Origin of the sequence: Paenibacillus sp. PK3_47, from assembly GCF_023520895.1 — a bacterium.
Lineage (GTDB): Bacteria > Bacillota > Bacilli > Paenibacillales > Paenibacillaceae > Paenibacillus_AQ.
In genome coordinates, this window is the sequence record NZ_CP026029.1 from 2,366,166 (window position 1) to 2,392,886 (window position 26,721).

Annotated in this window: 20 protein-coding genes; 5 read left to right on the forward strand and 15 right to left on the reverse strand. The window is 52.1% G+C overall.

Features of this window, described 5'->3' with window-relative positions; genetic code table 11:
• Window positions 1–204: 204 nt before the first annotated feature.
• The 5 genes from C2I18_RS10645 to cidR all read right to left on the reverse strand — a co-directional run bounded on the left by C2I18_RS10645 (window position 205) and on the right by cidR (window position 5,823).
• Window positions 205–2,091, reverse strand: a complete 1,887-nt coding sequence (locus C2I18_RS10645; RefSeq protein WP_275100991.1) for an ABC transporter ATP-binding protein — start codon at window positions 2,089–2,091, stop codon at window positions 205–207.
• Between the two features lie 5 nt (window positions 2,092–2,096).
• Window positions 2,097–3,857, reverse strand: a complete 1,761-nt coding sequence (locus C2I18_RS10650) for an ABC transporter ATP-binding protein (protein WP_249901153.1) — start codon at window positions 3,855–3,857, stop codon at window positions 2,097–2,099.
• Entirely contained in the window at window positions 3,850–4,236 is a 387-nt protein-coding gene (locus C2I18_RS10655; protein WP_249901154.1) for a MarR family winged helix-turn-helix transcriptional regulator, read from the reverse strand. Before C2I18_RS10655 ends, C2I18_RS10650 begins: the two co-directional genes overlap by 8 nt.
• A gap of 282 nt (window positions 4,237–4,518) precedes the next feature.
• Window positions 4,519–4,800, reverse strand: coding sequence for an aspartyl-phosphate phosphatase Spo0E family protein (locus C2I18_RS10660; RefSeq protein ID WP_249901155.1), 282 nt, complete (start codon window positions 4,798–4,800; stop codon window positions 4,519–4,521).
• 96 nt (window positions 4,801–4,896) lie between these two features.
• Window positions 4,897–5,823 (reverse strand): cidABC operon transcriptional activator CidR, encoded by a 927-nt coding sequence (gene cidR, locus C2I18_RS10665; RefSeq protein WP_249901156.1) that lies wholly within the window; start codon window positions 5,821–5,823, stop codon window positions 4,897–4,899.
• 112 nt (window positions 5,824–5,935) lie between these two features.
• On the opposite strand from cidR, the gene C2I18_RS10670 reads away from it, so the two are divergent.
• Together C2I18_RS10670 and C2I18_RS10675 are read left to right on the forward strand one after the other, a co-directional pair.
• Entirely contained in the window at window positions 5,936–6,307 is a 372-nt protein-coding gene (locus C2I18_RS10670; RefSeq protein WP_249901157.1) for a CidA/LrgA family protein, read from the forward strand.
• Window positions 6,304–6,987: a CidB/LrgB family autolysis modulator gene (locus C2I18_RS10675; RefSeq protein ID WP_249901158.1), complete on the forward strand. Its 684-nt coding sequence runs from the start codon at window positions 6,304–6,306 to the stop codon at window positions 6,985–6,987. Before C2I18_RS10670 ends, C2I18_RS10675 begins: the two co-directional genes overlap by 4 nt.
• Window positions 6,988–7,072: 85 nt before the next feature.
• Here the strand turns inward: C2I18_RS10675 and C2I18_RS10680 are convergent, their stop codons facing one another.
• Both C2I18_RS10680 and C2I18_RS10685 read right to left on the reverse strand, forming a co-directional pair.
• On the reverse strand, window positions 7,073–8,041 hold the full coding sequence (locus C2I18_RS10680; protein ID WP_249901159.1) for a Gfo/Idh/MocA family protein: 969 nt from the start codon (window positions 8,039–8,041) through the stop codon (window positions 7,073–7,075).
• A gap of 54 nt (window positions 8,042–8,095) precedes the next feature.
• Window positions 8,096–10,405 (reverse strand): helicase C-terminal domain-containing protein, encoded by a 2,310-nt coding sequence (locus tag C2I18_RS10685; RefSeq protein WP_249901160.1) that lies wholly within the window; start codon window positions 10,403–10,405, stop codon window positions 8,096–8,098.
• 259 nt (window positions 10,406–10,664) lie between these two features.
• Here C2I18_RS10685 and C2I18_RS10690 point away from each other — a divergent pair, with 259 nt between their 5' ends.
• Window positions 10,665–12,551, forward strand: a complete 1,887-nt coding sequence (locus tag C2I18_RS10690; RefSeq protein WP_249901161.1) for an LTA synthase family protein — start codon at window positions 10,665–10,667, stop codon at window positions 12,549–12,551.
• 159 nt (window positions 12,552–12,710) lie between these two features.
• Here C2I18_RS10690 and C2I18_RS10695 read toward each other — a convergent pair whose 3' ends face one another.
• On the reverse strand, window positions 12,711–13,142 hold the full coding sequence (locus C2I18_RS10695; protein WP_249901162.1) for a MarR family winged helix-turn-helix transcriptional regulator: 432 nt from the start codon (window positions 13,140–13,142) through the stop codon (window positions 12,711–12,713).
• 245 nt (window positions 13,143–13,387) lie between these two features.
• Here C2I18_RS10695 and C2I18_RS10700 point away from each other — a divergent pair, with 245 nt between their 5' ends.
• Window positions 13,388–15,082: a methyl-accepting chemotaxis protein gene (locus C2I18_RS10700; protein ID WP_249901163.1), complete on the forward strand. Its 1,695-nt coding sequence runs from the start codon at window positions 13,388–13,390 to the stop codon at window positions 15,080–15,082.
• Window positions 15,083–16,032: 950 nt separating this feature from the next.
• Here C2I18_RS10700 and C2I18_RS10705 read toward each other — a convergent pair.
• From C2I18_RS10705 to C2I18_RS10735, 7 genes are all read right to left on the reverse strand, one after another.
• Complete coding sequence (locus C2I18_RS10705) at window positions 16,033–18,042, reverse strand: putative bifunctional diguanylate cyclase/phosphodiesterase (RefSeq protein ID WP_249901164.1); 2,010 nt, start codon at window positions 18,040–18,042, stop codon at window positions 16,033–16,035.
• A gap of 230 nt (window positions 18,043–18,272) precedes the next feature.
• Window positions 18,273–19,931 (reverse strand): hypothetical protein, encoded by a 1,659-nt coding sequence (locus C2I18_RS10710; protein ID WP_249901165.1) that lies wholly within the window; start codon window positions 19,929–19,931, stop codon window positions 18,273–18,275.
• Entirely contained in the window at window positions 19,924–20,724 is an 801-nt protein-coding gene (locus C2I18_RS10715; RefSeq protein ID WP_249901166.1) for an ABC transporter ATP-binding protein, read from the reverse strand. Before C2I18_RS10715 ends, C2I18_RS10710 begins: the two co-directional genes overlap by 8 nt.
• Window positions 20,725–20,914: 190 nt before the next feature.
• Window positions 20,915–21,907 (reverse strand): Gfo/Idh/MocA family protein, encoded by a 993-nt coding sequence (locus C2I18_RS10720; RefSeq protein WP_249901167.1) that lies wholly within the window; start codon window positions 21,905–21,907, stop codon window positions 20,915–20,917.
• A gap of 172 nt (window positions 21,908–22,079) precedes the next feature.
• A complete protein-coding gene (locus C2I18_RS10725) occupies window positions 22,080–23,039 on the reverse strand; it encodes a 1,4-dihydroxy-2-naphthoate polyprenyltransferase (RefSeq protein ID WP_249901168.1) in 960 nt (319 codons plus the stop codon).
• 34 nt (window positions 23,040–23,073) lie between these two features.
• Window positions 23,074–23,847, reverse strand: a complete 774-nt coding sequence (locus C2I18_RS10730; RefSeq protein ID WP_249901169.1) for a DUF6081 family protein — start codon at window positions 23,845–23,847, stop codon at window positions 23,074–23,076.
• A 45-nt stretch (window positions 23,848–23,892) separates the two neighbouring features.
• On the reverse strand, window positions 23,893–24,810 hold the full coding sequence (locus tag C2I18_RS10735; RefSeq protein ID WP_249901170.1) for a prenyltransferase: 918 nt from the start codon (window positions 24,808–24,810) through the stop codon (window positions 23,893–23,895).
• Between the two features lie 173 nt (window positions 24,811–24,983).
• Here C2I18_RS10735 and C2I18_RS10740 point away from each other — a divergent pair, with 173 nt between their 5' ends.
• The gene (locus tag C2I18_RS10740) at window positions 24,984–26,660 is read left to right on the forward strand and encodes a putative bifunctional diguanylate cyclase/phosphodiesterase (RefSeq protein ID WP_249901171.1); all 1,677 of its coding nucleotides are present in this window, start codon (window positions 24,984–24,986) and stop codon (window positions 26,658–26,660) included.
• The last annotated feature ends 61 nt before the right edge of the window (window positions 26,661–26,721 follow it).

Consider the following 26,721-nt stretch of genomic DNA (forward strand, 5'->3'; position numbering starts at 1 on the left):
GGGTCATTTTCTATCCATATCATATATACCCTGAAATTTTTAATCAAATCTTTTTCTTATTATGGGTCCATACAAAATTTTCCGTTTACAGCTATTCCTCCGCTTCAGCGCAAAAAAACGCCTCTCTGTCCGCAGTATTACCTAGCTGCTGTAACAGAGAAGCGCTGAACTATTCTAGTATTCTTTTTACAAAGTTATTACTGCTCAGCCGACATCCGGCAGATCATCCCCCGAAAATTGGCTGTTATAGAGGTCGGCATAGAATCCGCCTTGCTCCAGCAATTCTACATGGGTCCCCTTCTCGATTACGGTACCCTGGTTCATGACCAGGATCAGATCCGCGTCACGGATGGTCGACAGACGGTGGGCAATGACAAAGCTGGTCCGGCCGGTCATCAGCGTGTTCATAGCCTTCTGGATCTGCACTTCGGTCCGGGTATCGACGCTGCTTGTCGCTTCATCCAGAATGAGAATGGAAGGATCAGCCAGAATGGCCCGGGCAATCGTAAGCAGCTGCTTCTGCCCCTGGGAGATATTCGAAGCTTCCTCATTCAGAATCGTGTCGTAACCGAGCGGAAGCGTCCGGATAAAGTGGTCGGCATGTGCAGCCTTCGCGGCGCGCACCACATCCGCTTCTGTGGATCCTTCGCGGCCGTAAGCGATATTATCGCGGATGGTGCCGTTGAAGAGCCAGGTATCCTGCAGCACCATGCCGAACTTGCTGCGCAGCTCGCTGCGCTTCATGCGGGTAATATCCACACCGTCAATCCGGATTTCACCGCCGTTAAGCTCGTAAAACCGCATGAGCAGGTTGATCAGTGTAGTCTTGCCGGCACCGGTTGGTCCAACGATGGCGATGGTCTGCCCCGGGCTGACTTCAATATTCATGTCTTCGATCAGGATGGCATCCTCTTTATAGCCGAATTTCACGTGACGGAATTCAACCGCACCCTCTTCAGCGCCAACTGCAGGTCTGAACTGGGAATCAGCAACTTCGGGAACTTCTTCCTCTTCATCCAGCAGCTCAAATACGCGCTCCGCAGAGGCAATGGTAGACTGGATAATGTTCGCAATATTGGCCGTCTGCGTGATCGGCATGGTGAACTGGCGCGAATATTGGATAAAGGCCTGGATGTCCCCGACCTCAATCGCTTTGCGGGTTACAAAAATCCCCCCGACCACACAGACAAGCACATACCCCAGGTTACCGATGAACATCATCAGCGGCATAATCATCCCGGACATGAACTGGGCACGCCAGCCGGAATTGTACAGATCCTCATTAATTTTGTTGAAGTCGCTGAGCGACTGCTTTTCCCGGCCGAAAGCCTTGATAATCCGGTGGCCGGTGTACATTTCCTCTACATGGCCGTTCAGCTCGCCCAGAGATTTCTGCTGCCCGATGAAATGGGACTGTGACCGTTTGGAAATTGCAATAATAACGACAAAGCTCAGCGGCAGCGTAGTGATCGTAATCAAGGTCAGCCAAGGGCTGATCGTTAGCATCATAATAATGACACCGATAATGGTTACGATCGACGTAATCAGCTGGGTCAAGCTCTGCTGCAGCGTGGTGCTGATATTATCCACATCATTGGTTGCCCGGCTGAGAATTTCCCCGTGTGTCCGGGAATCGAAATACTTCAGCGGCAGGCGCTCCAGCTTGCTGTTGATCTGCTCACGCATATCAAAGACAACCTTCTGGGCCACATCCGCCATCACGTACTGCTGTATATAACTGAACAGGGAGCTGAGCAGATAAAGGCCGGCCAGAATGAGCAGAATATTATTTACATATTGAAAATCGATTGCCGCTCCCTCAACCCCCGTGAGTATGCCGTAAGCACCTTCAAACAGCTTGGTCGTTGCTTTACCCATAACCTTCGGGCTGAAAATGCTGAACACTGTGCTGGCTATCGCCATAATGAAGACAATCAGCAGCTGGGTCTGACGCGGGCGCAAATACCGGATCAGCCGGCGGAGCGTGCCTTTGAAATCCTTGGCCTTCTGCACCGGCATACTCATTCCGGGCGGCCCGCCGGGTCCGCGGTGACCGCGCGGAGGCTTGGGCATTCTGTTCGTCTTGTTCATGTCACTCATGCTATCTCCTCCTCTGACAACTGCGAGGATACGATCTCGCGGTACACTTCACTGTTCTCCAGCAGCTCGCGGTGATTGCCGATTCCGGCAATCCGGCCTTCATCCAGCACAATAATCCGGTCAGCATCCATAACGGTGCTGACCCGCTGGGCGACAATGAGCACCGTCGACTCGGTGGTCTCCTCTTTGAGCGCAGCACGCAGCCTGGCATCGGTTTTGAAGTCGAGGGCCGAGAAGCTGTCATCGAACAGGTAGACTTCCGGCTTCCGGACCAGTGCGCGGGCGATCGACAGGCGCTGCTTCTGGCCGCCGGAGACATTGTTCCCGCCCTGGGCGATCCCGGAATTGAAGCCCTCTTTCATCGCGGAGACGAAGTCATAAGCCTGTGCCACCTTGGCCGCGTGGATAATCTCCTCATCCGTTGCATCCTCTTTGCCGTAGCGGATATTATCGTTGATCGTACCGGTGAACAACACGGCTTTTTGCGGGATATAACCGATCTTGCTCCGCAGTTCCTCCTGCGTCATGTCGCGCACATCCACGCCGTCTACCCGCACAGCGCCTTCCACAACATCATAGAATCTTGGGATCATGCTTAGGAGTGTGGATTTACCCGAGCCGGTACCGCCGATGATGGCAGTGACCTCACCGGGACGTGCGCTGAAGCTTATTCCCGACAGGGCGGGCTGCTCCGCTCCAGGATAAGAGAAGGAGACATTCTCGAATTCCACGAACCCGCGCATCGTGTCACGGCCGTCCCCACGGGTAGCTTCTGCAGTATTATGCAGCTCAGTGGGACCGGGATCCTTGATCTCAGGCTGCATATCCAGCACTTCATTGATCCGGACAGCAGAGGCAGAAGCCCGGGGAATCAGCACGAACATCATGGACACCATAATCAGGGAGAACATAATCTGCATGGCGTACTGGATAAAGGCCATCAGTGAACCTACCTGAAGATCGCCGTCGCCGATCCGGATGCCCCCGTAATACAGAATGGCTATCATTGAAAAGTTCATGACTAGCATCATCAGCGGCATCAGGCCGGCCATGATTTTATTGACCTTAATTGCTGTTGCCGTCAGATCTGTATTCGCTTCGGTGAACCGTCTGTTCTCATGCTCGATCCGGTTGAACGAACGGATAACCCGGATACCGGTTAAATGCTCACGCAGCACGCGGTTCAGGGTATCGAGCTTGACCTGGATCGCTTTGAACAGCGGAAGGCCTTTCATCCCGATAAGCAGAATAGCGCCCACAAGCACCGGAATCACGACCACAAAAATAAGGGACAGCTTGGCGTCCTCCGACACCGCCATAATAATCCCCCCGATCATCATCATCGGAGCGCTGATCATCATGCGCAGCATCATTGTCAGTACGGTCTGTACTTGCGTAATATCATTGGTGGTCCGTGTAATGAGCGAAGCTGTACCCAGCTTGTCAAACTCATGCAGCGTGAAGTTCTCAACATGATTGAACATCCGCGAGCGGACATTTTTGCCGAAGCCTGCAGCAACCTTAGCCGACAAATAGCTGGCAACGACGGAGAACAACGCTCCAAGGCCCGCAACCAGCAGCATGAAGCCGCCGATTTTCCAGATGTAGCTGCGGTCAGCCTGAACGATCCCTTTATCCACGATGTCGGACATAAGAGTAGGAAGATACAGGTCGCCCATGGACTGCAGAAACACAAGAATCAGTATCATGGCTACCGCCAGCTTGAAGGGCTTCAGTTCTTTCAATAATTTAATCAAGGTCATCATCTCCGTTCTTTTGTAACCGGTCCAGGTTAGGCGGGGGATTGTCTTCTATAAACGTATGCACCTTCAAAAGGAGCTCGGCAAGCCGGCTGCTGTCCTCTTCGCCCAGATAGTCTACCAGTTTGTTCAGGGAAGCATCCATGTGGGCCTTGGCTTTGCGCGTAATCGCCACCCCCTGCTCTGTCAGCTTGACCCGCACCACCCTCCGGTCAGAGGGATCCGCCTGTCTTACAACCATGTCCTTGGCTTCAAGGCTGTTGATAAGCTGGGTCACAGTCGGCGGCGTAATCTGCAGGCGGCGGCTGATCTCCGATACCTTAAGCCCCTCCTCTGAGGAATGAGCATGTTTGGCCAGACATATTAATAAAGTCATCTCACTTGGCTTATGGCCCTCCACGGTTTGCCTCAAATGGGCCCGCCGAAGCTGCCGGATCGCGGCAAAAAGCCTGTGACCGACTGGATTGTCATCATCTATCCCAATATCGTCCACCTCTTTTAGTTAGGCATGCAAATAATTAAACACAATATTAATTAGGCTCACTAATTATATTTTTGCTGCACCGATTTGTCAATTATTGAAAATCCGGACAAACTCAAAAAAGAAGAGCAGTCTGCTCTCCTTGGGTGTACATATCTGTTCTCTGGTACCGGCGGCTTATTGTCTCAGGGCTGCCTTGGTCCGCACTCTCTGAATCTTGGAGCCGTTACTGTAGACTGCAGCTCCGTTCTTGCGGCTGCGCATGCTCTCCATCATCTTGTTCTGGGCCATGACAATATAGCCGTCCAGCCGCTGGCTGAGCTCCACCACTCTGTCATCGCTGAGGCTGCGCTCCTGTGCCACCTCCAGCAGTTCGCTTCTAAGACTCTCTATAGTTATGAATAAGTCATCTTCTCTGTAATCTCTTCTATTCTCATGGGAAGTCCGGGAAAGGTTCACAATTAGTCACCTGCTCTCTATCAAGTTCCTCCCTATCATAAATCATGATGCCAAAAAAACATATTTTGAAAAAAAAGATAAATTTGGAGTGTAAATTTACACGGTTTCATCCCGGCCATCCTGTCCCGGCAAAACATAACGCTCTCCCAGCACGCTCATCGCAAAGGATATCCATTCACGTGCTGCAAAGGACAGATAGCGGTCCCGGCGCCAAATCATCCCGAGCTGCCATGGAATCACGGGCTCGGTCAATGGAATGACAGCAATTCTGGAACGGTCTATATCCCGGCAGATCGTCTGCGGCAGAAGCGCAATGCCCATGCCCGCCCCGACCATCTGGCTGATCAGATCCCATTGCGAGCTCTCATATACAACCTTGGGCTGGAAGCCCGCCTTAATGCATTCCGTGATAATCCGGTCATGCAGGGCAAAGTCCTCGCGGAACAGGACAAACTCCTCCTCTTCAAGCTCTTTAAGCACAACAGACTCCGCAACCGCCAGCCGGTGTGAAGCGGGCACCAGAAGCTCCAGCCGTTCCTCCACGAAGGTAAAGCAATGAAATTTGTCTGTACTTACAGGCAGCACGATCGCCCCGATATCGAGCAGGCCGGATTCCACATCATCCTCCACCTTTTTGGACCCGTCTTCGTGCAGGCGGATGGTGACCTCGGGATACCGCCTGTGGAATTCCCCGATGACAGCCGGAAAGAAGCTTGCCCCTACCATGGGCGGCAGCCCGATGCGGATATGGCCGCGCTGCAGATTGCGCAGGCTGTCCAGCTCCGAGGAGAGGCTGGCGAAGGACTCTACAATATTTTGCGCCTTGGACAGCAGAATCTCCCCCGCATCGGTCAGCCGGATGCTTTTGCCTTCCCGGTAAAAAAGGGCCGCTCCAAGCTCCTCCTCCAGATTGCGGATCATTTTGCTGATGGTGGGCTGGGTGATATAGAGCGATTCAGCCGCTTTGGAGAAGCTGTTCATTCTTGCCACCTGGACAAAATACTGCAGCTGACGGATATCCACGGACCACGCCTCCTATGTATAGATAAATGGAATGTCACTTATTCAATCTATTCATTTTACCTATGAAAATAATCGTTGTAAAATTTCATTACAATGAAAGGAGCGAAGCCTTATGAAAAAACTGACTGTAGGCTTGCTGCAGATTGCCGGTCTTACCTTGTTCGCCATGCTGGTTAATTTCCTGACCTCACTAATACATCTTCCTATTCCCGGAAGCATTATCGGGATGATTCTATTATTTCTGCTGCTGGAAACCGGCGCCGTCCGCCTGAACTGGGTCGAAGTCGGGGCATCCTGGCTGCTTGCCGAGCTGCTGCTGTTCTTTATCCCCTCTGCTATTGGCGTAATGAAATACTCCACTATGCTTGAAGCTGACGGACTTCAGGTGCTGGGCGTGGTCATTGTGGGCACCTTTGCCGTCATGGCCGGCTCGGGACTGCTTACCGGAGCCATTTATAAAGTAAAGGAGCGTAAAAACTCATGACTACAGGATTAGTACTGCTGGTGCTTACCCTCCTTGTCTATATGCTGTCCAAACGTATCTATGCCGCGAGCGGCAAGGTGTATGCTTCCCCGCTCATCGTCACACCGCTCGTTATGATCTGTGTTCTCCTTATAACAGGAATTCCTTATGAATCCTACAATGCGGGAGGCAAATGGCTTACGGATCTGCTGCAGCCGGCAACCGTCGCCTTTGCGATCCCACTTCATAAAAACTTCAAGGTGCTCAAAAAGCACGCCGCCGAAATTGCGGCAGGCGTGCTCTCCGGTACGGTCATTGCCGTGATGTCCTCCATGCTGCTGGCCAGATGGATGCATCTGAGCGGCGATCTGGCCACCAGCCTGGTCCCCCGCTCGGTGACCACACCGATAGCCATGAGCATCTCACAGAGCATTGGCGGCATCCCGAGCATTACGGCCGTATTCGTCATCCTCACCGGTATCCTCGGTACGATGATGGGCCCGTCCGTGCTGCGCCTCTTCCGCATTGACAATGAAATTGCGCGCGGTGTATCGCTGGGAACCGCAGCGCACGGTACGGGCACTTCCAAAGCCTTTGAGCTGAGTTCGCTGACCGGCACCATCTCCAGTATCGCGATGATTTTGACGGCCCTGTTCTCGTTGGGACTTGCGCCGGCGCTGCTCGCGGTTTTCCTCCACTAGGCCGTCCCGGCTTGGGCCGCAGACCTGCACATCCTTTCCTTGGATGCTTCAGGTCTTTTTTTATAGGCATACAGTACTGCAGCAGTTACAGCTTCACAGGCAATCCGCGCTGTGCTGACTCATAAGCCGCGCAGGTTACCTTCAGTGTCCTGTAGCCGTCCTCGTAATCACTGAGAATCCGCGAACGGTCACCTGTCCGTACGGCGTGCAGGAATGCTTCACTCTCTGTAACATACGGATTCCCCGTATTTGCGTATTCTTTAGTATCGCCGCTGCGCAGCTCAAGCAAACGCTCAGGGTTCCAGTCCAGCATGCCTTTATCATTATAGAAGCTGATTCCGGAACAGCCTACCCCGCCGGGCAGTACACAGGTATTGGAAATGTTCGCAATGATCCCGCTCTCGAGCTTCAGGGATACCGTTCCCACATCCGCCACCGTCACACCTTCATGCTTCTCGTGCATAACCCGGTTGCCGAACAGGCCGTAGACCTCGGTAACCTCACCAGCCAGATATCTGAGCAGATCAACGATATGGGTGGTTTGTTCCGTGAACTGGCCCCCGGACTGCTCCTGATTGCGCCACCAGGCCGCGCCCGGCATATCCCCCATCCACTGGCCGACAACCATGCCGATCTTGTCCCCGCTGAGCGCCTGCTTCAGCCGCTGGATATTCTCCTGGTAGCGGAAATGATACCCTACGGAAGTCAGCAGGTTATGCTCTTTGATATCCTGCAGCAGGCTTGCCGGAATTTCGGTGCTTGCGCCAAGCGGCTTTTCGATAAAAAAGGGAATATCCCGCCTGATCAGCGCGCGCTCGATCGCACCATGCGACTGCGGGGGTACGCAGATATAGACGGCATCCAGCTTCTGGCTGTCCAGCATTTCCGTGATCTCCCCGTAGCCCTCGGCTCCGTAAGGACGGGCCATATCCTCGCCCTTCTGCTTACTGCTGCCGCAGACTGCCTTAAGGGTGACATCCTCCATTCCCGCCAGCAAATCCGCATGCACTTTGGAGAACCAGCCGGTTCCTACAATTCCGATATTGAGTGCCATATTATTTCCCTCCTGTAGATTTCAATTGAATGCCTTTTCATAGAGTATACCCTGTCAGCCCATGACAAGGTAGTCCCGCCATTCATCCGGGAGCAGCCCCTGATACGGATACTGCAGGAAGCGGTCATCTGCCAGTACAATCCTTCCGCTGTCGCTTTCGCTGCGGATCAGCCTTCCGCCCGCCTGCAGCACCTTGCACATGCCCGGGTAGACATAGGCGTAATCAAAGCCGTTTTTGCCCCGGGACTGAAAATAACCCCGCAGCAGATTACGCTCCAGCCCGACCTGCGGCAGGCCGACACCTACCACCATTACACCGTTCAGCCGGTCCCCGGGCAGATCCACACCTTCCGAGAAGATCCCTCCGAGTACAGCGAAGCCTAGCAGCGTCCTTGGATTATCCGGCTGAAACGCAGCAAGAAACTCCACCCGCTCCGGCTCACTCATCCCGCTGCTCTGGACGATGGTCGGCACCTCCGGGTACTTCTCTGCAAACCGCTCATACACGTTCGCCAAATACACATAGGAAGGAAAGAAGACCAGATAGTTACCTTTCCGCGACGTCATGCCTTTGAGTGCATCCGTCAGCGGAAGCAGCGAATCTTCACGGTCACGGTAACGGGTGGATACAGGCAGCACAGATACCTGCCACTGCTCTTTATGAAAAGGCGACGGTACGCTGAGGCTGTAGTCCTCCTCCCCTGCGCCGATCATATCCCGGTAGTAAGAGAGCGGCGACAGTGTTGCGGAGAACAGAATCTGGCTGCGGAAGCTCCGGCCCATCTGCTGAAGCAGGTGGGAGGGGTCCAGATTGAACAGCTTCAGGAAGACATCACCGCGCTGAACCTCCGCGTAGGTGATATAGCGTTCGTCATAGGTTTTGAAGGTGCGTATCATACCCTGTACGGCATAATACGTATCAAGCAGGCTCTCCCCCTCTTCCTCACCTGCCGGAAGGATAACGGACGGTGGGCCCAGCAATTCCAGCTCTGCCTCCTGCACAAAATTCTCCAGCAGCGCCGGCAGCTCCTCCGGATAGTGCGCCCATTGTCCGTTTCCGTCTTCACCGCAGCTTTTGCGCAGGGCGATAAAAAAGGCATTCACTGCTTTGGCGGCGGCACTCAGATTCTTGTTCGCCGTCTTATATTGACGCTGCAGGGAGAGGAAAGGCGACTTTTTCAGGGCTGCCGAATACATTTCCCTTCCCCGGTCAACCAGATTATGCGCCTCATCGACCAGCAGCACCGTGCGCTTCTTCCGTTCTTCCGGCAGGCGTTTGAGGCTGATCCGGGGATCGTAAATATAATTGTAATCGCAGATGACGGCATCGCAGGCATAAGCAGCATCCAGCGAGAACTCGAAGGGACACACCTCATGCTTCCGGGCATACCGGGCAATGACCTCCTGCGTCATCAGTGTCTCATGCTCCAGCATGTCCAGCATTGCGGCATTGACCTTATCATAGTAGCCTTCGGTAAAGGGGCAGAACTCTTTGCTGCACAGCCCTTCTTCACGGAAGCAGGCCTTATCCTTGGCTGTAATCGTGATGGCATGCAGATGAAGCCCGCTTTGCAGCAGCATGGCTACCGCCTCCTGGGCTGCGATCCGGTTAACCGTTTTGGCGGTCAAATAGAACAGCCCTGCAGCTTTTCCCGCTTCCAGCGCTTTCAGCGCCGGGAACAGGGTGGACATCGTTTTGCCGATGCCGGTCGGTGCCTGGGCGAACAGGTTCACCCCTTCGGATACCGACTTATACACCGCTGCCGCAAAATGCCTCTGTCCCTGCCGGTAGGCCGGAAAAGGAAATTCCAGCCCCTGGATGCTGCTCATTTTCCGCGCCTCATGCCGCACCATCAGCTCCGCATAGGGGGCATACCGGGCCACCGTTTCAGCCGCAAACTGCTCCAGCTCACCGGAGGTTACCTGCCTGTACAGGCTCCGCTGCTCTCCGCTGCCCCTGTGGACATAGGTAAGCTTCACCTCTATACCGGACAGCTGATGGTCCAGTGACAGGATATAAGCGTACATCAATGCCTGGGCCCAGTGTACTTCACGGCCCTCAAAATCACTTTCCAGGTGGCCGCCCGTAGATTTAATCTCCTCCACGGTGAGGCTTCCGTCTTCGCCGAGAAGAAGCCCGTCACAGCGCCCGTCAATGACAAAAAGAAGGTCCCCGCACGGAATTTCCGTTTTGAGGTAGACCTCTTTGCGGTCCCCTTCCTTATACTGCTTCTGGATCTGCTGGTGAATCCGGGTACCCTCCGCCAATGCTGCTCCGCTGCGGAAGCCGGGCTCGATACTGCCGCTGCTGTAGGCGTATTCTACAAGGGCTCTGACCGACAGCGAGATCTGTGCCTTGTCCATGTTATGTCCACCTCCACCCGTTTCCGGGCCTATTTTTAACACCGGCTGTCATATTCGTAATTTTTTCACGATATAATCCCCTCTGGCGGCAATTATAAGTGATTCATTCAGGTTCCTATGGCTTTACTTATTCCAATAAAGGTATACGGCATTTCTGGTTTTTGACAATCTGCTGCCAGCGCTGCATAATAAGTTCTGTTAACATAGGATTCTCTTGTCTTGACGCTGTCTCCTCCCAGCCGGGAAATAGCGCTTTATCATGTGGAAAGAGGGCGAAGCTGTGTCATTCTTTAATGTAAAAAAGTGGTTAATCAAGCCATTTGTATTCTTTTCGATTATTTTTATCCTTAAAAGCACCTTGGCCTGGGGTGTAATCTTTGAGGACCCGCAGCCGCTAAAATCCGTTCTGACGGAAATCCCGTTTGTCTGGGCGCTCTTTTGCCTGATTGAACGGTTTGCCTCCAAACGGAAGCTCGGCTATTACATGACCGTCAATCTTATTGTCACCGCCATCTTTTTTGCCGCGATTATGTACTTCAAGTACTACGGAGTTATTGTCACTTACCATGCCGCCGAGCAGGTGAATCAGGTTACCGCTGTGAGCAACAGTGTATTTTCACTGATGGACCCGTATTATCTGCTGATCTTTGGCGATATTATTATTCTTGGCATTTATTTCTTCTTTAACAAGAAGGGACGCAGCTATAAAAAAATCAATATCAATCTCCGTAACGGAAGACCCGTCTACATCGTCCTGTTCGCGGTATCGCTCGGGCTCTGCCTGTTTAATATCCTGCCTAACAAAGCCAGCATGAATGAAATCAAAAAGGCACAGGAAATGGGCATTCTCAATTATGAAGCTTACACCATCTTTGCCGACAACAGACCGGAGCAGGTCAATGCCAGTGAAATTACCCAGGATGTGATCAATGAACTGAAGGGAATTGACACAACCGCCGTCTCCCCTGTCCAGGGAATTGCCAAAGGCAAAAATCTGATTATCATTCAGCTGGAATCTTTTCAGAGCTTTCTCCTCGGGCTCAATGTTGACGGACAGGAAATTACGCCTAACCTCAACCGGCTGATGGAGGATAGCCTGTACTTTAATAACTTCTACCAAATGGTCGGCCAGGGTAACACATCAGATGCCGAATTTGTTGTGAACTCATCTTACTATATTCCGCCGCAGGGTGCGGCAACAATGTCTTATGTCGACAAGGTGCTGCCAAGCCTTCCGCGCCTCCTGAAGGAGAACGGTTATCAGACAGCCACCTTCCACACGAATGTCGTGGAGTTCTGGAACCGCGGAGAGCTGTACAGCTCCCTGGGCTTTGACCACTATTACGACCAGAAATTTTTCGGAGATGAGGATGCCTTCTTCTTCGGGCCTTCGGACGAAACACTCTACCGCAAGACTTCCGAAAAGCTGAAGGAAATGGATGAGGACAGCAAACCGTTCTATGCTCAGGTCATTTCGATGTCTGCGCACCATCCGTTCACCATTCCGGCCGAGAAATACAAGATGAAGCTGCCGGAGCGTTATGAAGGCACCTTCGTCGGTGACTATATCCGCTCCCAGAATTACGCCGACTATGCCTTCGGACAATTTGTCGATGAGCTTAAGGCTAACGGGGTATGGGACAACAGCCTGATCATGGTGTACGGAGACCACATGGGGCTGCCGATCTATTCCCTGGACCATGATGATAAAGAACTGATGAGCGAAATCTACGGTCATGATTATGAATATGCGCACATGCTCAATATTCCGCTGATTATCCACCAGGGCGGCAGCCTGAAGCCGCAGACGCTGGAGCAGGTCGGCGGGGAAGTCGATATTATGCCGACCGCAGCCAGCCTCCTGGGCATCTCCATGGATAACAATATCCACTTCGGCCAGGATCTGCTGAGCCAGACCTACAATCTGCTGCCGCAGCGCTACTATCTGCCGACCGGATCCTTCATATCAAGCTCCGGACTGCTGATCCCGGGCAACAGCTTCGAGGACAACACGCAGTATAATCTGGCCTCCGGCGGAAAGGCTCCAGCCGGAACGGAAGAGGAGTATAACCGGGCGCTGCGATTGCGCCAGCTGTCGGACAGCTATGTTACACAGCTGCCTGACAAGAACCCTGCAGCAGAATAAGCTGCCGCTTTATACAAACAGCCGCACTTCCGGAAATCGGAATGCGGCTGTTTTTTTAACATAGCAGAACACATATATTTGGTCCCCCGCAAAGTACCTGAATACGCATCGGGGCAAAGCCCCACCTTGCGGGGATATGTTATATCCAGGCAAATGTGCTTAACGCTCCTGTTTCTCGAGCATCATGTAGTATTCAGCGAATTTCTGCAGTTCCTCCGGCTTAAGTATGGCCAGGTGTTCGGTAAGGAGCAGCAAAGACCGGTACTGGGCTTCGGCGAGCACGCCTTTGCCTTTCTCGGTAATCGTTACGATCACGGCTCTGCGGTCATTCTCGTCAGGCTCCCGTTTGCTGAGGCCCAGCAGCTCCAGGCGGTCCAGCATCACCGTAACTGCACTGGACTTCACCTCCATCTTGTCTGCCAGCTGAATCACCCTTGATTCCTGCTCCTGGGCAATCATCCGCAGCAGCCCGAATTGGGGAACCGTCAGCCCAATCTCTTTGGGCAATGACATTTGCGACATAATTTTACGCTGTACTCTCCACATCGATAATCCCAAAGCTTCTACTAACGGATCGATTTGTTGCGACATTTCCTTTCAGCTCCCAGTCCGTTTGTCCTGCTTCAAGCGTACCATTTTATCAGAGGTTGATTCAATGATTATCTCGCTTGAACATGATCAGAGTCATTGAAATCGTGATTTTTTTTAGAAATTTCTGCAAATTTCGACACAGAAAAACTATATTCTAGCTAATGATCTGTGTTCAGCGATGCGCTATAATCGTAGCAGTGATAAGGAATCACGGAAAACAACAGTCAGGGCTGGTGATGCTAAACATGAAATTGGCAACAAAATTAACTTGGATGATGCTCGTTGTTTTACTGCTCGTCGGATCATCCATCGGGTTCTTCGGATACCGGGCCGCCTTCAAGCAGGTAGATGAAGCTGCCGGTATTGAACTGGTCGGCTGTGCCAACATTACGACCGGCCTCATAGACCCCGCTGACATAGCGGCACTGGCTGCAGGGGATAACAGCAAGCTGGCTGCCATTGAAGACCGGATCGGCTGGATTATCGGACATAAGCCTGTGTTTAAGGAAGCGTTCATTCTCTCGCTGGACGGCAAGGTACTCGCCGCAGACGCAAGCTTCAAAGCAAGGGGTTATGCAGCAGGAGACCCCTTTTATTTCAATGAAGAAGATAAAGACATGATTACTACCATGAAGCATTCCGCATACTCGAAAGTTTATACATACGATGGTACCTCCCTCAAAACCGGTTACGGCCCCATTTACCAGGATCATGACCCCACCAAACCGATTGTCGCACTTATGGCTATCAGCTTTGACGGCCCCCTAATCCAGGAACGGACGATGGACATTATTGTTCAGCCTTTCATTATCAGTGCTATGATTCTGATTGTGGCAATTATTGGCGCCTATCTGCTCATCCGGCGTATGGTAAGCCCGCTAACCAAGCTGTCAGGTTCCGTTAACAACGTGGCTAAGGGAGATCTTACACATAAACCGCTGCTGCTCAGCAGCAAAGACGAAATCGGCACGCTGGCCCGTGACTTTAACGAGATGACGGCAAGTCTGAGTCACCTGATTACCCAGGTCAACGAGACATCCATGCTTGTGGCCTCCTCCTCCCAGGAGCTGTCCGCCAGCGCACAGGAGACGAACCGTGCAGGGGAGCATAGTGTCAATGTCACTCTTGAGCTTGCCGACGGCGCACATACCCAGCTGCAGAACCTGGAGGGCAGTTACAAGTCCGTTCAGGACATGTCCCGGTTTATCACCGAGATTGCCGGCAATGCGGACAACGCAATGGATACAGCAGCCAGTAATGCCCTAAAAGCCCGCAGCGGCCGGGAATCCATGGATTCTACCACCAGACAGATGGAGGTAGTGGGCAGCAGTATTTCCGATCTCTCCGGCATTATTGATGCGCTGGGCAGCCATTCCAAGGAAATCGAGAACATCGTCGGCACGATTTCCAGCATTGCCGAAGAGACTAACCTGCTGTCTCTGAATGCAGCGATAGAAGCCGCCCGTGCCGGTGAAGAAGGGCGCGGGTTCGCAGTGGTTGCCGGCTCCGTGCGCAAGCTGGCGGAGCGTTCGGCGGGCTCAGCCGCTCAGATCGGCGAGCTGGTCAGTCTGATTGTGAGCCAGATGGATATGGCCGGGGAAACGATGCGGCGTTCGACCGGGGAAATGCTGCATGGCCGGGAGATGATCGTGTCAGCAGGCCAGGCCTTCTCCGAGATCGAAACCTCTGTCTCCGATATGTCTGCCCAGAGCCAGCAGATTTCGGCAACCGTCCGTGAACTGGCGCTAATCTCCGGCAGTCTGGTCGAAGCGATTCAGAACATTGTCGCGGTATCCAATCAGACGGTGGAAGGTGCAGAGACCCTCTCCGCCTCCTCACAGCAGCAGCTTGCCGCAATGGAGGAGGTCGAGGCTTCGGCGGCGTTCTTGTCTTCTTTGGCGGAGAAGCTGCATATAATGGTGGAGCGGTTTAAAATTTAATATTTTTATGATATTACTCAAAAAACTGTTATCAGGCAGTGGCCGCAACTCCGGTGAACGTTGGACTTCCGGCCGCTGTTGTCCCCAGATTTCTTTAATTAATCCGCTCTGCGCGGTTGAAATCCGGGGACAAAGGCGGACGCTGACGCTCCTACAGTTCCAAACTTCCCCTCCGTTACTTTTACCTTTGATTTTTTAGGTTAAATTACATAAAGATCTTTCCCTATAAACCTTTGGGGAGCAGGACAACAAAGCAGCCAAGTCCCGGAAACGGACTTGGCTGCTGTTGTAACAAATGAAGAGGCTGACCTGCCGTGGGATGCTCACGGACAGGACAGCCTCTTGTAATTACGCTGTACGTCAACGTATGGATACAACTTGTGATTTTGCAGAAGCGGACAAATGATGGCGACGAGCCAGAGTTTTTGAGCATTAGCTCCGGCAGGAAGGGGCTATGGCGTTCTAATGTATTTTGTGCAGCAGAATATCCTAAAAACCGTCATAAAGTTGAATCTAATGCAGTGGGTACAGCAGAATCACCAAGTTCCGGTTGTGTTTGGCATGAATTCTGTTGCACAATGTACACTCACGACACATCACTTCTTAGCTTGCCGGCGATCAGGGACTGATATTTTAAGATCGGTATATGCTAGTTGGAATTTGTCCATCTAAATCCACGATTTATTATAATTTGCAGACGTTAGGCGGATTTTCTCCACTTATTCCGGTTCATTTATCACTTTGGCGCTGAAATCCAGGGGATTAGATGGAGATTTTCCAGCTAGTCTCCGGATGCTCCGGTTGGGGAGCAAATCAGCTGGAGAAATTCCACTTGAGTGCATGATGACACTGACACAGCGCATACTGCAAACCGTCTCCCCGACAGAAGGCTCACCAAGCCAAAATGGGCTGCAGCATACTTGTTATGTATGAATTAAGCAGTATTTTCATTAAGCAGTATTCTCTATAAACCATTGGCCCAGTTCATTCACCGGCATCGGCCGGCCGTAATAAAAGCCCTGCATCACCCGGCAGCCCAGGGACTGCAGCAGTTCGATCTGCTCCGGGGTCTCTACCCCTTCGGCGACAACCTCCATATTGAGATTGCTGGCGATCGCAATGATATTGCTGATAATGGCTTTCTTGGAATGCATCTTGCTCTTGCGGATGAATACCTGGTCAATCTTTAGCGTATTTACCGGAATTTCATCCAGGTTACCCAATGAAGAAAAGCCTGTACCGAAGTCATCCAGCGATACCCGTACCCCCAGATTCCGCAGCTTGGAGAGCTGTGCCACCGTCTCTTCCATGTTGTTCATGGCAATAGACTCTGTAATTTCAAGCTCCAGGAAATGCGGTTCCAGTCCGGAACGCGTTAACGCCTCTTCCACTACATCGTACAGATTGCTGCCCTCGAACATCCGGGCTGACATATTGATCGATACAGGAACATTCGCCACTCCTGTCTTATGCCAGAGCACATTCTGTCCGCATACATCATGCAGCATCCAGTAGGTTATCGGAACAATTAATCCCGTCTCTTCGGCGATCGGAATGAACTCCGCCGGAGAGATGATTCCGTGTTCAGGATGCCTCCACCGCAGCAGTGCTTCAAGCCCTACCGTAACGTTCATTAACGAATCCCATTTAGGCTGGTAGACTACCATGAACTCGGAACGGGCCAGCGCCTTGCGCAGATCCTTCTCAAGCGACATCCGCCGCAGCTGCTGGCGGTTCATCTCCTGGTCGTACACACTGTATTTGTTCTTCCCTGAATCCTTGGAAGTGTACAGGGCAGTATCTGCTGCCCTCATCAGCGCAGACCGGTCGGTTCCATGCGCCGGAGCCATACTGATTCCGACACTTGCCGTCACATACAGCTCGTTACCCTCAATGCTGTAATATCTCTTAAGCTCCCGTAGTATGTACTGTGCCGTTTCCTGGGCATCCTCTACACTGCATTCCGGCAGGGCTATTAAAAATTCGTCACCGCCCAGCCTGAAGACTTTACCTTTACTGCCCACACAGTGCTTTAATCTGTCTGCTACCTCCTGCAGCAGCAAATCCCCGATATCATGCCCGAGCGTGTCGTTGATCGACTTGAACCGGTCCAGATCCACAAAGAACACTGCGCCGGAGGCCAGTTCAAAGAACTCCTCCTTGAAGTATCTTTCCAGTCCATGGCGGTTCGGCAGATCCGTTAACGGATCATTATAGGCCATACGCTCCAGAACATGCCGGTCCAGAAAAACAGCCCCTCCGGAAATAGCGAGCATAAACAGGGTCACCAGCGAAACCCCTGTCAGCAGAATAACATCCGTTCCCATTAGAACAGAATCTGCCCCGGCTACACTGGCGGATTCCAAATGGCTTGGTCTAAGACTGGTATAATGCATCCCGGTAACTGCGAAACCGATAAACAGCGAAGAGTAAAGCTTCCAGCGGCTGTATCCGGTATGATCCCTGAATTTGCGGAACAGAAACACACCGATATAGGATGCCAGCAGGGCAACAATAATGGAGAGTCCTTGAGCCATCGGCTGGTATGCGATCCGCCCTTCGATGTCCATGGAAGCCATCCCGGCATAATGCATTGCTGAAATTCCGCCGCCCAGAATCATGCTGCTCATAAAGAGATCGCGGAACCTTTGCCGGGTTGATACCGCAATCCACAGGGCCAGATAGCTTGCAGCAATGCTGATCAGGAGCGACAGAACTGCCAAGCCCAGGTGATATCCTGCGCGGAACGACCATTCACTGGCCATAATCCCGACAAAATGCATTGCCCACATGCCGCTGCCCAGCACACATGCTCCGGATAAAAGCCACAGCCTGCGGATTCGGCCGGAGGCCTGCCCGGCATGAGAAATCAGATTGAGCGCTGAATACGCCGCCGCCGCCGCGAGCGCAAAAGATAGTAAAACAATCCAAGTATTATAGTGGACTCCCATTTGATCCATAGTTGACCTCTTCACCGGTTATATTATCATTATCGCTTCCGTGCATTCTCAAGTTATAAATAATTACGAATATCAGATAAAGCGAAGAGATATGTGTGAGATTCATAGGTATCCCCGAGAAATAACTTTAGGTGTATTCTACCTTGTATTTAGCAGCCTGTCTAAGTAAATACTGGAACTTGCACCCTTTTTTAATACATGGCAAAAAATGTACATATTTGTCGGTATTTTCAGACGTCCAGCGCCGGACTTTTCCCGTCCCGCCGGGATGTCCGGGGGAAGGATACACGCCAATACCAGACATTTGCAATTACCAGAACTGCCAGACAGATGTAAATCCCTCCAGGGAACAGGGTGAAGACAAAATGCAGACCGCCCATTCCCCCTAAAATAAACAGAAGCATAAATGAAAAGCCCTTGAATTCAGACTGCTTTGCCGCTTCATATTTCTCCGAGAACGGCAGCATCCGCGGCATCGTGCGGAAGCATATAACGGCATACAGCAGCAGAGAGGTCAGCACCACGGCGAGGTCCGGCATAATACGCATACCGAAGAGCCAGACGAACACTGCAGCTTCCAGAACAAACAAGGGAAGCATCAGTCTCAGCAGCACCGCTTTCAGCATACCGGAATACACATCAGACTCGTTCGGTAATGGAATCGCTTTATAGATCCAGGCTCCTTTGTAGCTTGCCGAGTAACGCAGCATCTGCACAACAGTCATCAGCAGCATTCCACAGAAATAAATGAGCAGATAGGCCTTGGAGTTCCTCATGCTTTCCAAATCGCCGCTCCAGACTTGGTTAAACATAAAAATAAACGGAAAGACCAGCGACAGGCCGATGGACGGGTACACCTTCAGCTTGAAGTCCCGTTCGTTCTTCATCATGGACCAGGTGAACCGGAAGAACATGCCCTCTTCACTGCTCCGGCAAAAAATTCCCGCAAGCCGTCGTGCCAGCCGGCCGCTGTCTTTTCCCGCCGCCTCCTGCGACGCCAGCTTCTGCAGACTCCGTTCAAACGCAGGCATCAGCATCACATAAGCTGCAAGCAGCACCAGCGGAACAACAAACGCAAGTATGGAAAGCACAACCAGGCGGGTGTCCCGCGCGCCGCCGATCAGCACATCAAACGGGGCTGCGAACCAGACCGGCGCAATGAGAAAATTCCACCAGTCTGCGCTAAAGGTAATTCCCCATTCACTGATGTTGAAGAGGCGGGAAACCAGCTGGGAACCGATCACTACCCCCACGGACAGAATAATCTGTACATAGTTAATCATGTCCTTCAGCTTTTCGCCGTCAAAAAACTTGAGGATCAGCAAATATAGCAGCGCGGTAACGACAAGTATGAAGCAGTCCATGAGGACGATCTCCGCCGCATACACAAGGAAGAACACCAACCCGTGCCTGAACAGGGAGAAGATAAGCGACGGGCCTGTAAAGGTCAGCGTTACTGTAATCAGATAAATGAGGATATGTATGCTCTTGGCCATATTCAGGGTCCGGCGGTTCACCGGCCTGACGAACAGGATGCTTTTATCCCTTAAATCCAGCATGACTGAAGAAAAGTCGGAGATCAGCGTAGTCGTAATCATGAACATCACCACACTGAACAGCAGGCTCATCATCAGCATATGATTGTCCTTGGGGAACACAAGCGCGATCATCATCAGTCCAAAAATCAAATACAGCCACTGCACCTGAAGCGGTGAACCCTCATTATTCTTCTGAGCGTTCCGTCCCCCTGAGAGCACAGTAGGTGTTCTTCTCCCGTCCATGGTGAGCTTGACCTGAAGAATAGTGCGCAGCAGCTCATAGTCTACACCGATTTTAACGAATCCGCCCCGGAAAAAATCCAGCAGTCTCAGCACATAGAAATTATTCATGCGCCCCACCTTCTTCAATGACAGCCACGAACTCCCCTGCAATATCCCGGTACTTGTCAAAGCCCGTCAGCCGGTTAAAAATTTCTTCAAGCGAGCCTTCCCGGCTTCTCTCTTTCAGTTCAACAAAGCTTCCGTCCGCAACGATATCTCCGCCGTCGATCAGAATGATCCGGCTGCTGATTTTCTCGACGACATCCATAATATGCGAGGAATAAAAAATCGTCTTGCCCCTTGCCGCCAGGGAAGCAAAAATCTCCTTCACCACCATGACGCTGTTCGCATCCAGCCCGCTGAGCGGCTCATCCAGGAACAGGATATCGGGATCATGCAGCATGCTGGAAATGAGCAGCACCTTCTGCTTCATCCCTTTGGAAAAGGAGGCGATCCGCATGTCGTAAGCATGCTCCAGATTCAGCAGCCTCATCAGCCGTTCGGCTTTGATGCCGGCATCACTCTGCTTCATGCCGTACAGCTCGCCGATAAAGGTCAGATATTCGCGGGCTGTCAGACTGTCATACAGCTCGGCAACCTCCGGCACATAGCCGATCCGCCGCTTGTATGCGGTATCTCCATCCGCAATATCTTTGCCGAAAATTTTCACCGTACCGTTATATCCCTCCACCAGACCAAGCATGATCTTAACCGTCGTACTCTTGCCTGCCCCGTTGGGGCCGATGTATCCGATAATCTGCCCCCTGTGCACCTCGAGATCAATCCCGCGCAAAACCATCCTGTCACTGTAATTCATCCATAAGCCTGAAATCGATATTACCGGCTCTCCTGCCGAACCCATAGTTACATTCCCCTTTCGGACCAAATAGTAAATGTATCCATCTGCGAAATGATTTCCAGTACAATTCCTATTCTATCAAATTTTAGAACTGTCCTCCTGTGAGTAATCGCATCACCCCCCGCTGCACAATGTCCAGCCGCAAGGAAAAAGAGGCGGCTGAGAGGGCCGCCCCTTTTGTGCAGAGTATTCTTTACAGTTCAATTCTTACCCGCCGGCGGGCAGAATCAAGACAAGTTTCAATCAGAGTCATATTTAGCACCGGGTCATCCCCGGCCATTAAAGGTTTGCCCCCAAAGACAGCAGCGGCAAAATTATCGGCCTGACAGACATACGGATTGGCACCGGTAGCCTCGAACTGCTTCGCTTCACCACCCTTATGCACAATAAACCCGGCATCCTCAAATCTGGCATTGAACGGCATCGGGACTTCGATCATGCCTTCAGTGCCCAGGATCTCCAGCAGCTGGCGGTTGTAGGCCCACATACCGCAGTCGAAGATCAGGCTTGTCCCGCCCGGAAATTCCACCAGCCCGGAAGCCATCATATCCACATTGTCATGCTCCGGCGAGAAAATCGCCTGCACCGTCACAGCCTCCGGTTCTGCACCGAACAAAAGCCGCGCTGCACTGAGCGGATAACAGCCTACATCGTACAGCGAGCCGCCTCCCCAGGCCGACTTGAAGCGTATATTGGAGGTGTCTGCGGCATCATTATATGTAAAGGTTCCACGGATCGAGCGGAGCTCACCGATTTCTCCCCTTGCAATAATGTCCTGCAGCTCGGCAATCCTCGGGTGGTGCCGGTACATATACGCCTCGGCAAAATGCACGCCCGCCTTCCTGCAGGCCTCCACCATTTCCGCTGTCTCACGGCTGTTCAGTGCAACCGGCTTTTCGCACAGCACATGTTTGCCTGCTTCGGCTGCCCGGATCACCCATTCTCGGTGAAGATGATTGGGAAGCGGGATATACACAGCGTCGATATCCTTATCCTCCAGCAGCTCTTCATAGCTTCCGTAAGCCTTGCCTATGCCGAATTCTTCCGCTACGGCGCTGCTTTTATCCAGCCCCCGGCTCGCCACCGCTCCGATCACACCGGATTCTGATTCCTGAATGGCCGGCATTACCGAATTTGTCGCAATCTGTGCGCAGCCCATAATTCCCCAACGAAGCTTCTCTGCCATAGATGCACATCCTCCTTGTACTCTATTGTCCACTGCTATACAAATGATACCTAAGGACACCTTATCACAGAATCATAGATATCTCTAAGGACTTATTAAGCTGGTCCGGCAAAAAAGAAGCAGCACCCGCGGATATCATCCGGCAGGTGCCGCTTGTAGAAAGCTCATAACCTTACAAAATATTCAATGACTCCAGCAGTACAGCCAGCCCCAACACAGCAACCCGTGCCAGGCTTATCAGCACGAAATTTTTGACCGACAAAATAAAGGTCGTCGCCTTCTCCTGCTTCTCCTGAAACAGCGCAATGTTGTGCCGCAGTGGAACCAGAGTGATCAGCAGCAGCACGACCAGCACCGGATTCACACCAAGCAGCAGCAGCACAATCAGATCCAGATAAGAGACATAATAGAGCAGCTTGAACAGCAAAAGGGCATTCTTGCGTCCGATATATACGGGAAGTGTATACCGGCGGTTCTCCACGTCATCTTCAATGTCACAGATGTTATTGGCCAGCATAATTCCGGCAATGCCGAGAATCGCCGGTACCGAGAACCAGAAGAGATACAGCACCTCAAGGATATTGATATGAAGATCAATCCAGCCGTTCTGCAGCAGGAGCGTCACGACACTCTGGTCGGAGTGGATATAGGCCGAGATGAAGATGATCACAAAGCCCATAAACAGTCCGGAGAACAGCTCGCCGAGCGGCATCCGCGAGATCGGGATCGGACCGAAAGAATAAAGAATCCCAATCAGGAACGACAGGCCTCCGAGCAAAAAAACAAGCAAGCCGACCTGTGTGACCAGGGCAATTCCGCCGCCCGCCGCCAGCAGCAGCAGAATAATGATCGTCGCCACCACAGTGGTTTCCTTAAGCTTGTAGTGGACGATGGCATTATGCGTCTCGTAGCCGTAGCCATGCGTTTTGGATGCTTTTTTGTAATCATAATAATTGTTGATCGCCGTTGTGGCCATGTCGAAGCTTAGCAGGGACACGAACATAAGTGCAAAGCGCAGAATATAAAAATCCTCGAACCGGTACAGGGCATACAGTGAACCCATCAGGAACGGAATTACACTGGCTACCTTCGTCGGCAGCTCTACAAATCTCAGAAAGCTTCTTACATTCAAGGCGCTCCATCCTTATCTCTATTAATTAGGCATATTATTGTTCGGATGTAGTGATGGTCAGCGGAGACCATTCTGCAATAACCGTCTGGCCGTGCGCAGATACGCTGCCCTCCGGTGTCAGATCCTTCTCTGTCATAATGCCCAGCGCGACCGTAAAGCTGTTCAGCTTGACCGGCACATTCCGTTCGCGGCGCACCTCTTTGCCGTTCACATAGAAGACAGCCTCATCGTTACCGCGGTGGTAAGTGATTTTGTACGTATTGAATTCACGCGGCTTGAAGTCGGTATCTTCTGTAAAAATGCAGAAATATTTCGTACCGCCGGTATCCGGAACCTTAACACCCGGGAAGGGAAGCACACCGTAAACACTGGCATATTTGTCGTTGCCTGCAAAAAAATCAAGCGCCGCACCGGTTGTGAAATCGAGCAGGTTCAGCGAGACATAGCCATCGTACAGATCGTTCGGTGCAGTCCCTTGCGTGCGTGCCCGGATCTGCAACTCAAAGCTGATCTCTCCGTTCTCCGGTACTTCTACCGGCTGGGCCGAATAATACATATGCTTCGCATTGTCGAGGATCTGCACCTGGTTGTTCTGGCGGCTGATTTGTGCCCGCACATACAGAATGCCGTTCCGTACAATGACTACAGCTTCAGGTTCCCGGTAAGCCCAAAAGGTACCGTCAGGCAGCGTAAAGCCGCCGGTCTTCCAGACCTTTCCCTCTTCCAGTATCGTATGGAAATCACCCAGCACCGTCTGCTTGACGGATGCGGCCTTTGTCTCTTCACCGGGAGTTGTATGTTTGTCCATGGGATCACTCTCTTTCCGCAAAGTATGATTTGAAATCCAGCAGTGTTACATAAAGCTTTGAATCAGCAGAGCAGCAGCCATAATGGCGCCGCAGCGTACAGAAGCCTGCTGTGAAGCGCCCATCAGCGGCAGATAAGCGGCTGGCGCATTCAGCGGCTGCAGGCCGCGGTAGATATGCACAGGTGCGGCTGCGGTAAGCAGCGCAAGCAGCGCGTAAACCGGAAGCACGCCGGACAGCACACAGATGACCAGGGACGCGTAAGAAACGTAGAGCAGTATGCGGGAGAAGACCAGTGCACGGCGTTCCCCCCACACAACAACCAGCGTACGCTTGCCGGCCTGCTTGTCTGCCTTCCAGTGCAGGAAGTGATGATTGAACAGCAGCAGAGTCGTCAACAGGCCGACCGGCAGCGACAGCAGCACCGGCTTCAGGCTGAATCCGCCGGTCTGTACGAAATAGGAGCCCAGCACCGGCATAATGCCGAAGGCCGCAAAGATGGCAAATTCACTGTAGCCTTTTCCCCGGTACCCGAAACGCAGCGGGGGTGCAACATAGAAATAAGCGATCAGGGCCCCGGCAAGCACAAACCAGAGAATCTGCCAGCCGCTATAAATGCTGAGCACCGCCCCGCAGATGACAGCTACCGCAAGCAGGCCCCAGGTCATCGCCCCAAACAGCGATTCAGACATCAGCCCGCGTGACAAAAACCCCGAGTTCGTAGAAATCATCTCCGGATTATTGTGTGCCTCCGTATCGGTCCCGTTGCGGAAATCCCATAAATCATTAATCATGTTGGAGAACAGATGAGCGCTAACCGCCCCAACAATCGTTATAACAAATAAAAACGGATGGAATTCCCCCTCCCATACGTACGCCCCGATGCTTCCCAGGACAACAGGTATGAGCATTACCGGAAAAGTTCCAAACCGTGTAGCCTTCTTAAATAATGTCCATCTGTTCATGCCATAATTTATCTCCTTCAATATATTATTTGATGATAATGATTATCGATAATATTATACATCAAATTTCGACACTTTGGGGATAAAAGCTCTGCAAAATATTCCCCCGCCATGGTACACTGTATTAGTTGGCACATATTACCTTTTAAGTCTAAATATAAAAGGAGAACACCATGAAGCTCCGCAAAAAAATAGTGATCTTCATTTGTACGATTGCCCTCCTGGGCCTGGGCAGCACTTACCTGTTCCTGCATCTTCTGCTGCTGAACCGGTTTGAGCGTCTTGACGAAACGGCATTGCAGGCCATTTCAGTATTCCGGGTCACTTTTTTCGCCATTACAATCCTGATGTGCCTCGCCAGCCTGGTCTTTATCAACCGTTTTCTGCTTGGACCGATGTCCTCCCTGATCCGGAATATCCGGAATATCGGCAACAGCAAAGATTTGTCCATCCGGATCAAAAGCTCCAGCAGGGATGAATTCAGTGAAGTTGAATTTGAGTTCAACCGGATGATCGATTCCCTGGAACAGGCCCAGGAGGAGCTGCGCCAGCAGGCAATGCTTGACCCGCTGACCCAGCTGCCTAACCGCTCGCTTTTTTTTGCAAAGCTTAATGAAGCCATTGCTTCCGCCAAAGGCACCAGCCGGCAGATTGTCCTCGTATTTATCGACCTGGATCATTTCAAGACCGTGAATGACACCCTCGGACATGACTTCGGGGATGACATACTTAGGGATATCGCCTCCCGTTTGTCCCAGGTTATCGGCGGCAATGATGTAATTTCCCGTCTCGGCGGGGATGAATTCACCATTCTGCTGTCGGACATTACCGATTCCGGCAGTATTGAGGCACAGCTCAAAAAGATTCAGGAGGTCCTGACCGAGCCGCATCTGATCCAGGGGCATCTCCTTTATAATACCGCCAGCATCGGCGTCAGCATCTATCCCCAGAACGGAGAAGACGCAGACTACCTGGTCAAACAAGCCGATCTGGCCATGCTTCATGTGAAAGAGACCGGCCGCAATAATATCTTCCAATATTCAGAAGTCCTTGAAGAGAGTATCCGCCGCAAAAAGATTCTGTCCCAACAGCTGCTGTCCGCCGCAGCCAATCAGGAATTTGAAATCCATTATCAGCCGATCCTAAGCTCGGGCAGCCTGCAGGTATCCAAGCTTGAAGCTCTGCTGCGCTGGACCAGCCCGACCTACGGGCCGGTCTCTCCCGGTGAATTCATCCCGCTTGCCGAAAGCAGCGGAGCCATCATCCACATAGGCAGCTGGGTGCTGCGCCAGGTCTGCTCCGATCTGTGCAGCTTCCGGGAGAGCGGCCTGCAGCTGTCTGCGGCAGTCAATATATCCGCCATGCAGCTGATGCAGCCCGGCCTCCAGGAGCTCCTTCTGGGACTGCTGGATGAATACGAACTGGCCAGCACAAGCATTGAGCTCGAAATTACAGAGAGTGTCCTCGCTTCCGGTGACATCATCTCCGGCTCTGTGCGCCAGCTCCGGGAGCACGGATTCCGCATATCCCTGGATGACTTCGGGACAGGCTTTTCTTCCCTCAGCTACCTCCGCCGCTTTCCTGTGGACGTGGTCAAGATTGACCGTTCCTTCGTAGCCGAGATGACTCCGGATTCGCAGGGGGATATCCTGGTCAAGGCCATCATTGATTTGAGCCACAACCTCGGCCTGCGGGTAGTCTCCGAAGGGGTAGAGCTGAAGGAGCAGTTTGATCTGCTGCGCCAATTGGGCAGTGATGAGCTGCAGGGATACTTTATCAGCCGGCCGGTCCAGGCTTCGGCGGTATATTCCTTTTTAACCAAAGAAAACCCTGGATTTGACAAGAAATGAGCATTTATGTTATAGGCAAGCCCTTGGCGATATGATATGATAGGCAAGCTGATAACAGCAC

What these genes read in the sequence shown, in the direction of transcription:
- C2I18_RS10645 (WP_275100991.1), bottom strand. Translation starts at nt 2,091, where the DNA reads ATGAACAAGACGAACAGAATGCCCAAGCCTCCGCGCGGTCACCGCGGA.
- C2I18_RS10655 (WP_249901154.1), bottom strand. Translation starts at nt 4,236, where the DNA reads ATGACTTTATTAATATGTCTGGCCAAACATGCTCATTCCTCAGAGGAG.
- C2I18_RS10670 (WP_249901157.1), top strand. Translation starts at nt 5,936, where the DNA reads ATGAAAAAACTGACTGTAGGCTTGCTGCAGATTGCCGGTCTTACCTTG.
- C2I18_RS10675 (WP_249901158.1), top strand. Translation starts at nt 6,304, where the DNA reads ATGACTACAGGATTAGTACTGCTGGTGCTTACCCTCCTTGTCTATATG.
- C2I18_RS10680 (WP_249901159.1), bottom strand. Translation starts at nt 8,041, where the DNA reads ATGGCACTCAATATCGGAATTGTAGGAACCGGCTGGTTCTCCAAAGTG.
- C2I18_RS10685 (WP_249901160.1), bottom strand. Translation starts at nt 10,405, where the DNA reads ATGGACAAGGCACAGATCTCGCTGTCGGTCAGAGCCCTTGTAGAATAC.
- C2I18_RS10690 (WP_249901161.1), top strand. Translation starts at nt 10,665, where the DNA reads ATGTGGAAAGAGGGCGAAGCTGTGTCATTCTTTAATGTAAAAAAGTGG.
- C2I18_RS10695 (WP_249901162.1), bottom strand. Translation starts at nt 13,142, where the DNA reads ATGTCGCAACAAATCGATCCGTTAGTAGAAGCTTTGGGATTATCGATG.
- C2I18_RS10700 (WP_249901163.1), top strand. Translation starts at nt 13,388, where the DNA reads ATGAAATTGGCAACAAAATTAACTTGGATGATGCTCGTTGTTTTACTG.
- C2I18_RS10705 (WP_249901164.1), bottom strand. Translation starts at nt 18,042, where the DNA reads ATGGATCAAATGGGAGTCCACTATAATACTTGGATTGTTTTACTATCT.
- C2I18_RS10710 (WP_249901165.1), bottom strand. Translation starts at nt 19,931, where the DNA reads ATGAATAATTTCTATGTGCTGAGACTGCTGGATTTTTTCCGGGGCGGA.
- C2I18_RS10715 (WP_249901166.1), bottom strand. Translation starts at nt 20,724, where the DNA reads ATGGGTTCGGCAGGAGAGCCGGTAATATCGATTTCAGGCTTATGGATG.
- C2I18_RS10720 (WP_249901167.1), bottom strand. Translation starts at nt 21,907, where the DNA reads ATGGCAGAGAAGCTTCGTTGGGGAATTATGGGCTGCGCACAGATTGCG.
- C2I18_RS10730 (WP_249901169.1), bottom strand. Translation starts at nt 23,847, where the DNA reads ATGGACAAACATACAACTCCCGGTGAAGAGACAAAGGCCGCATCCGTC.
- C2I18_RS10735 (WP_249901170.1), bottom strand. Translation starts at nt 24,810, where the DNA reads ATGAACAGATGGACATTATTTAAGAAGGCTACACGGTTTGGAACTTTT.
- C2I18_RS10740 (WP_249901171.1), top strand. Translation starts at nt 24,984, where the DNA reads ATGAAGCTCCGCAAAAAAATAGTGATCTTCATTTGTACGATTGCCCTC.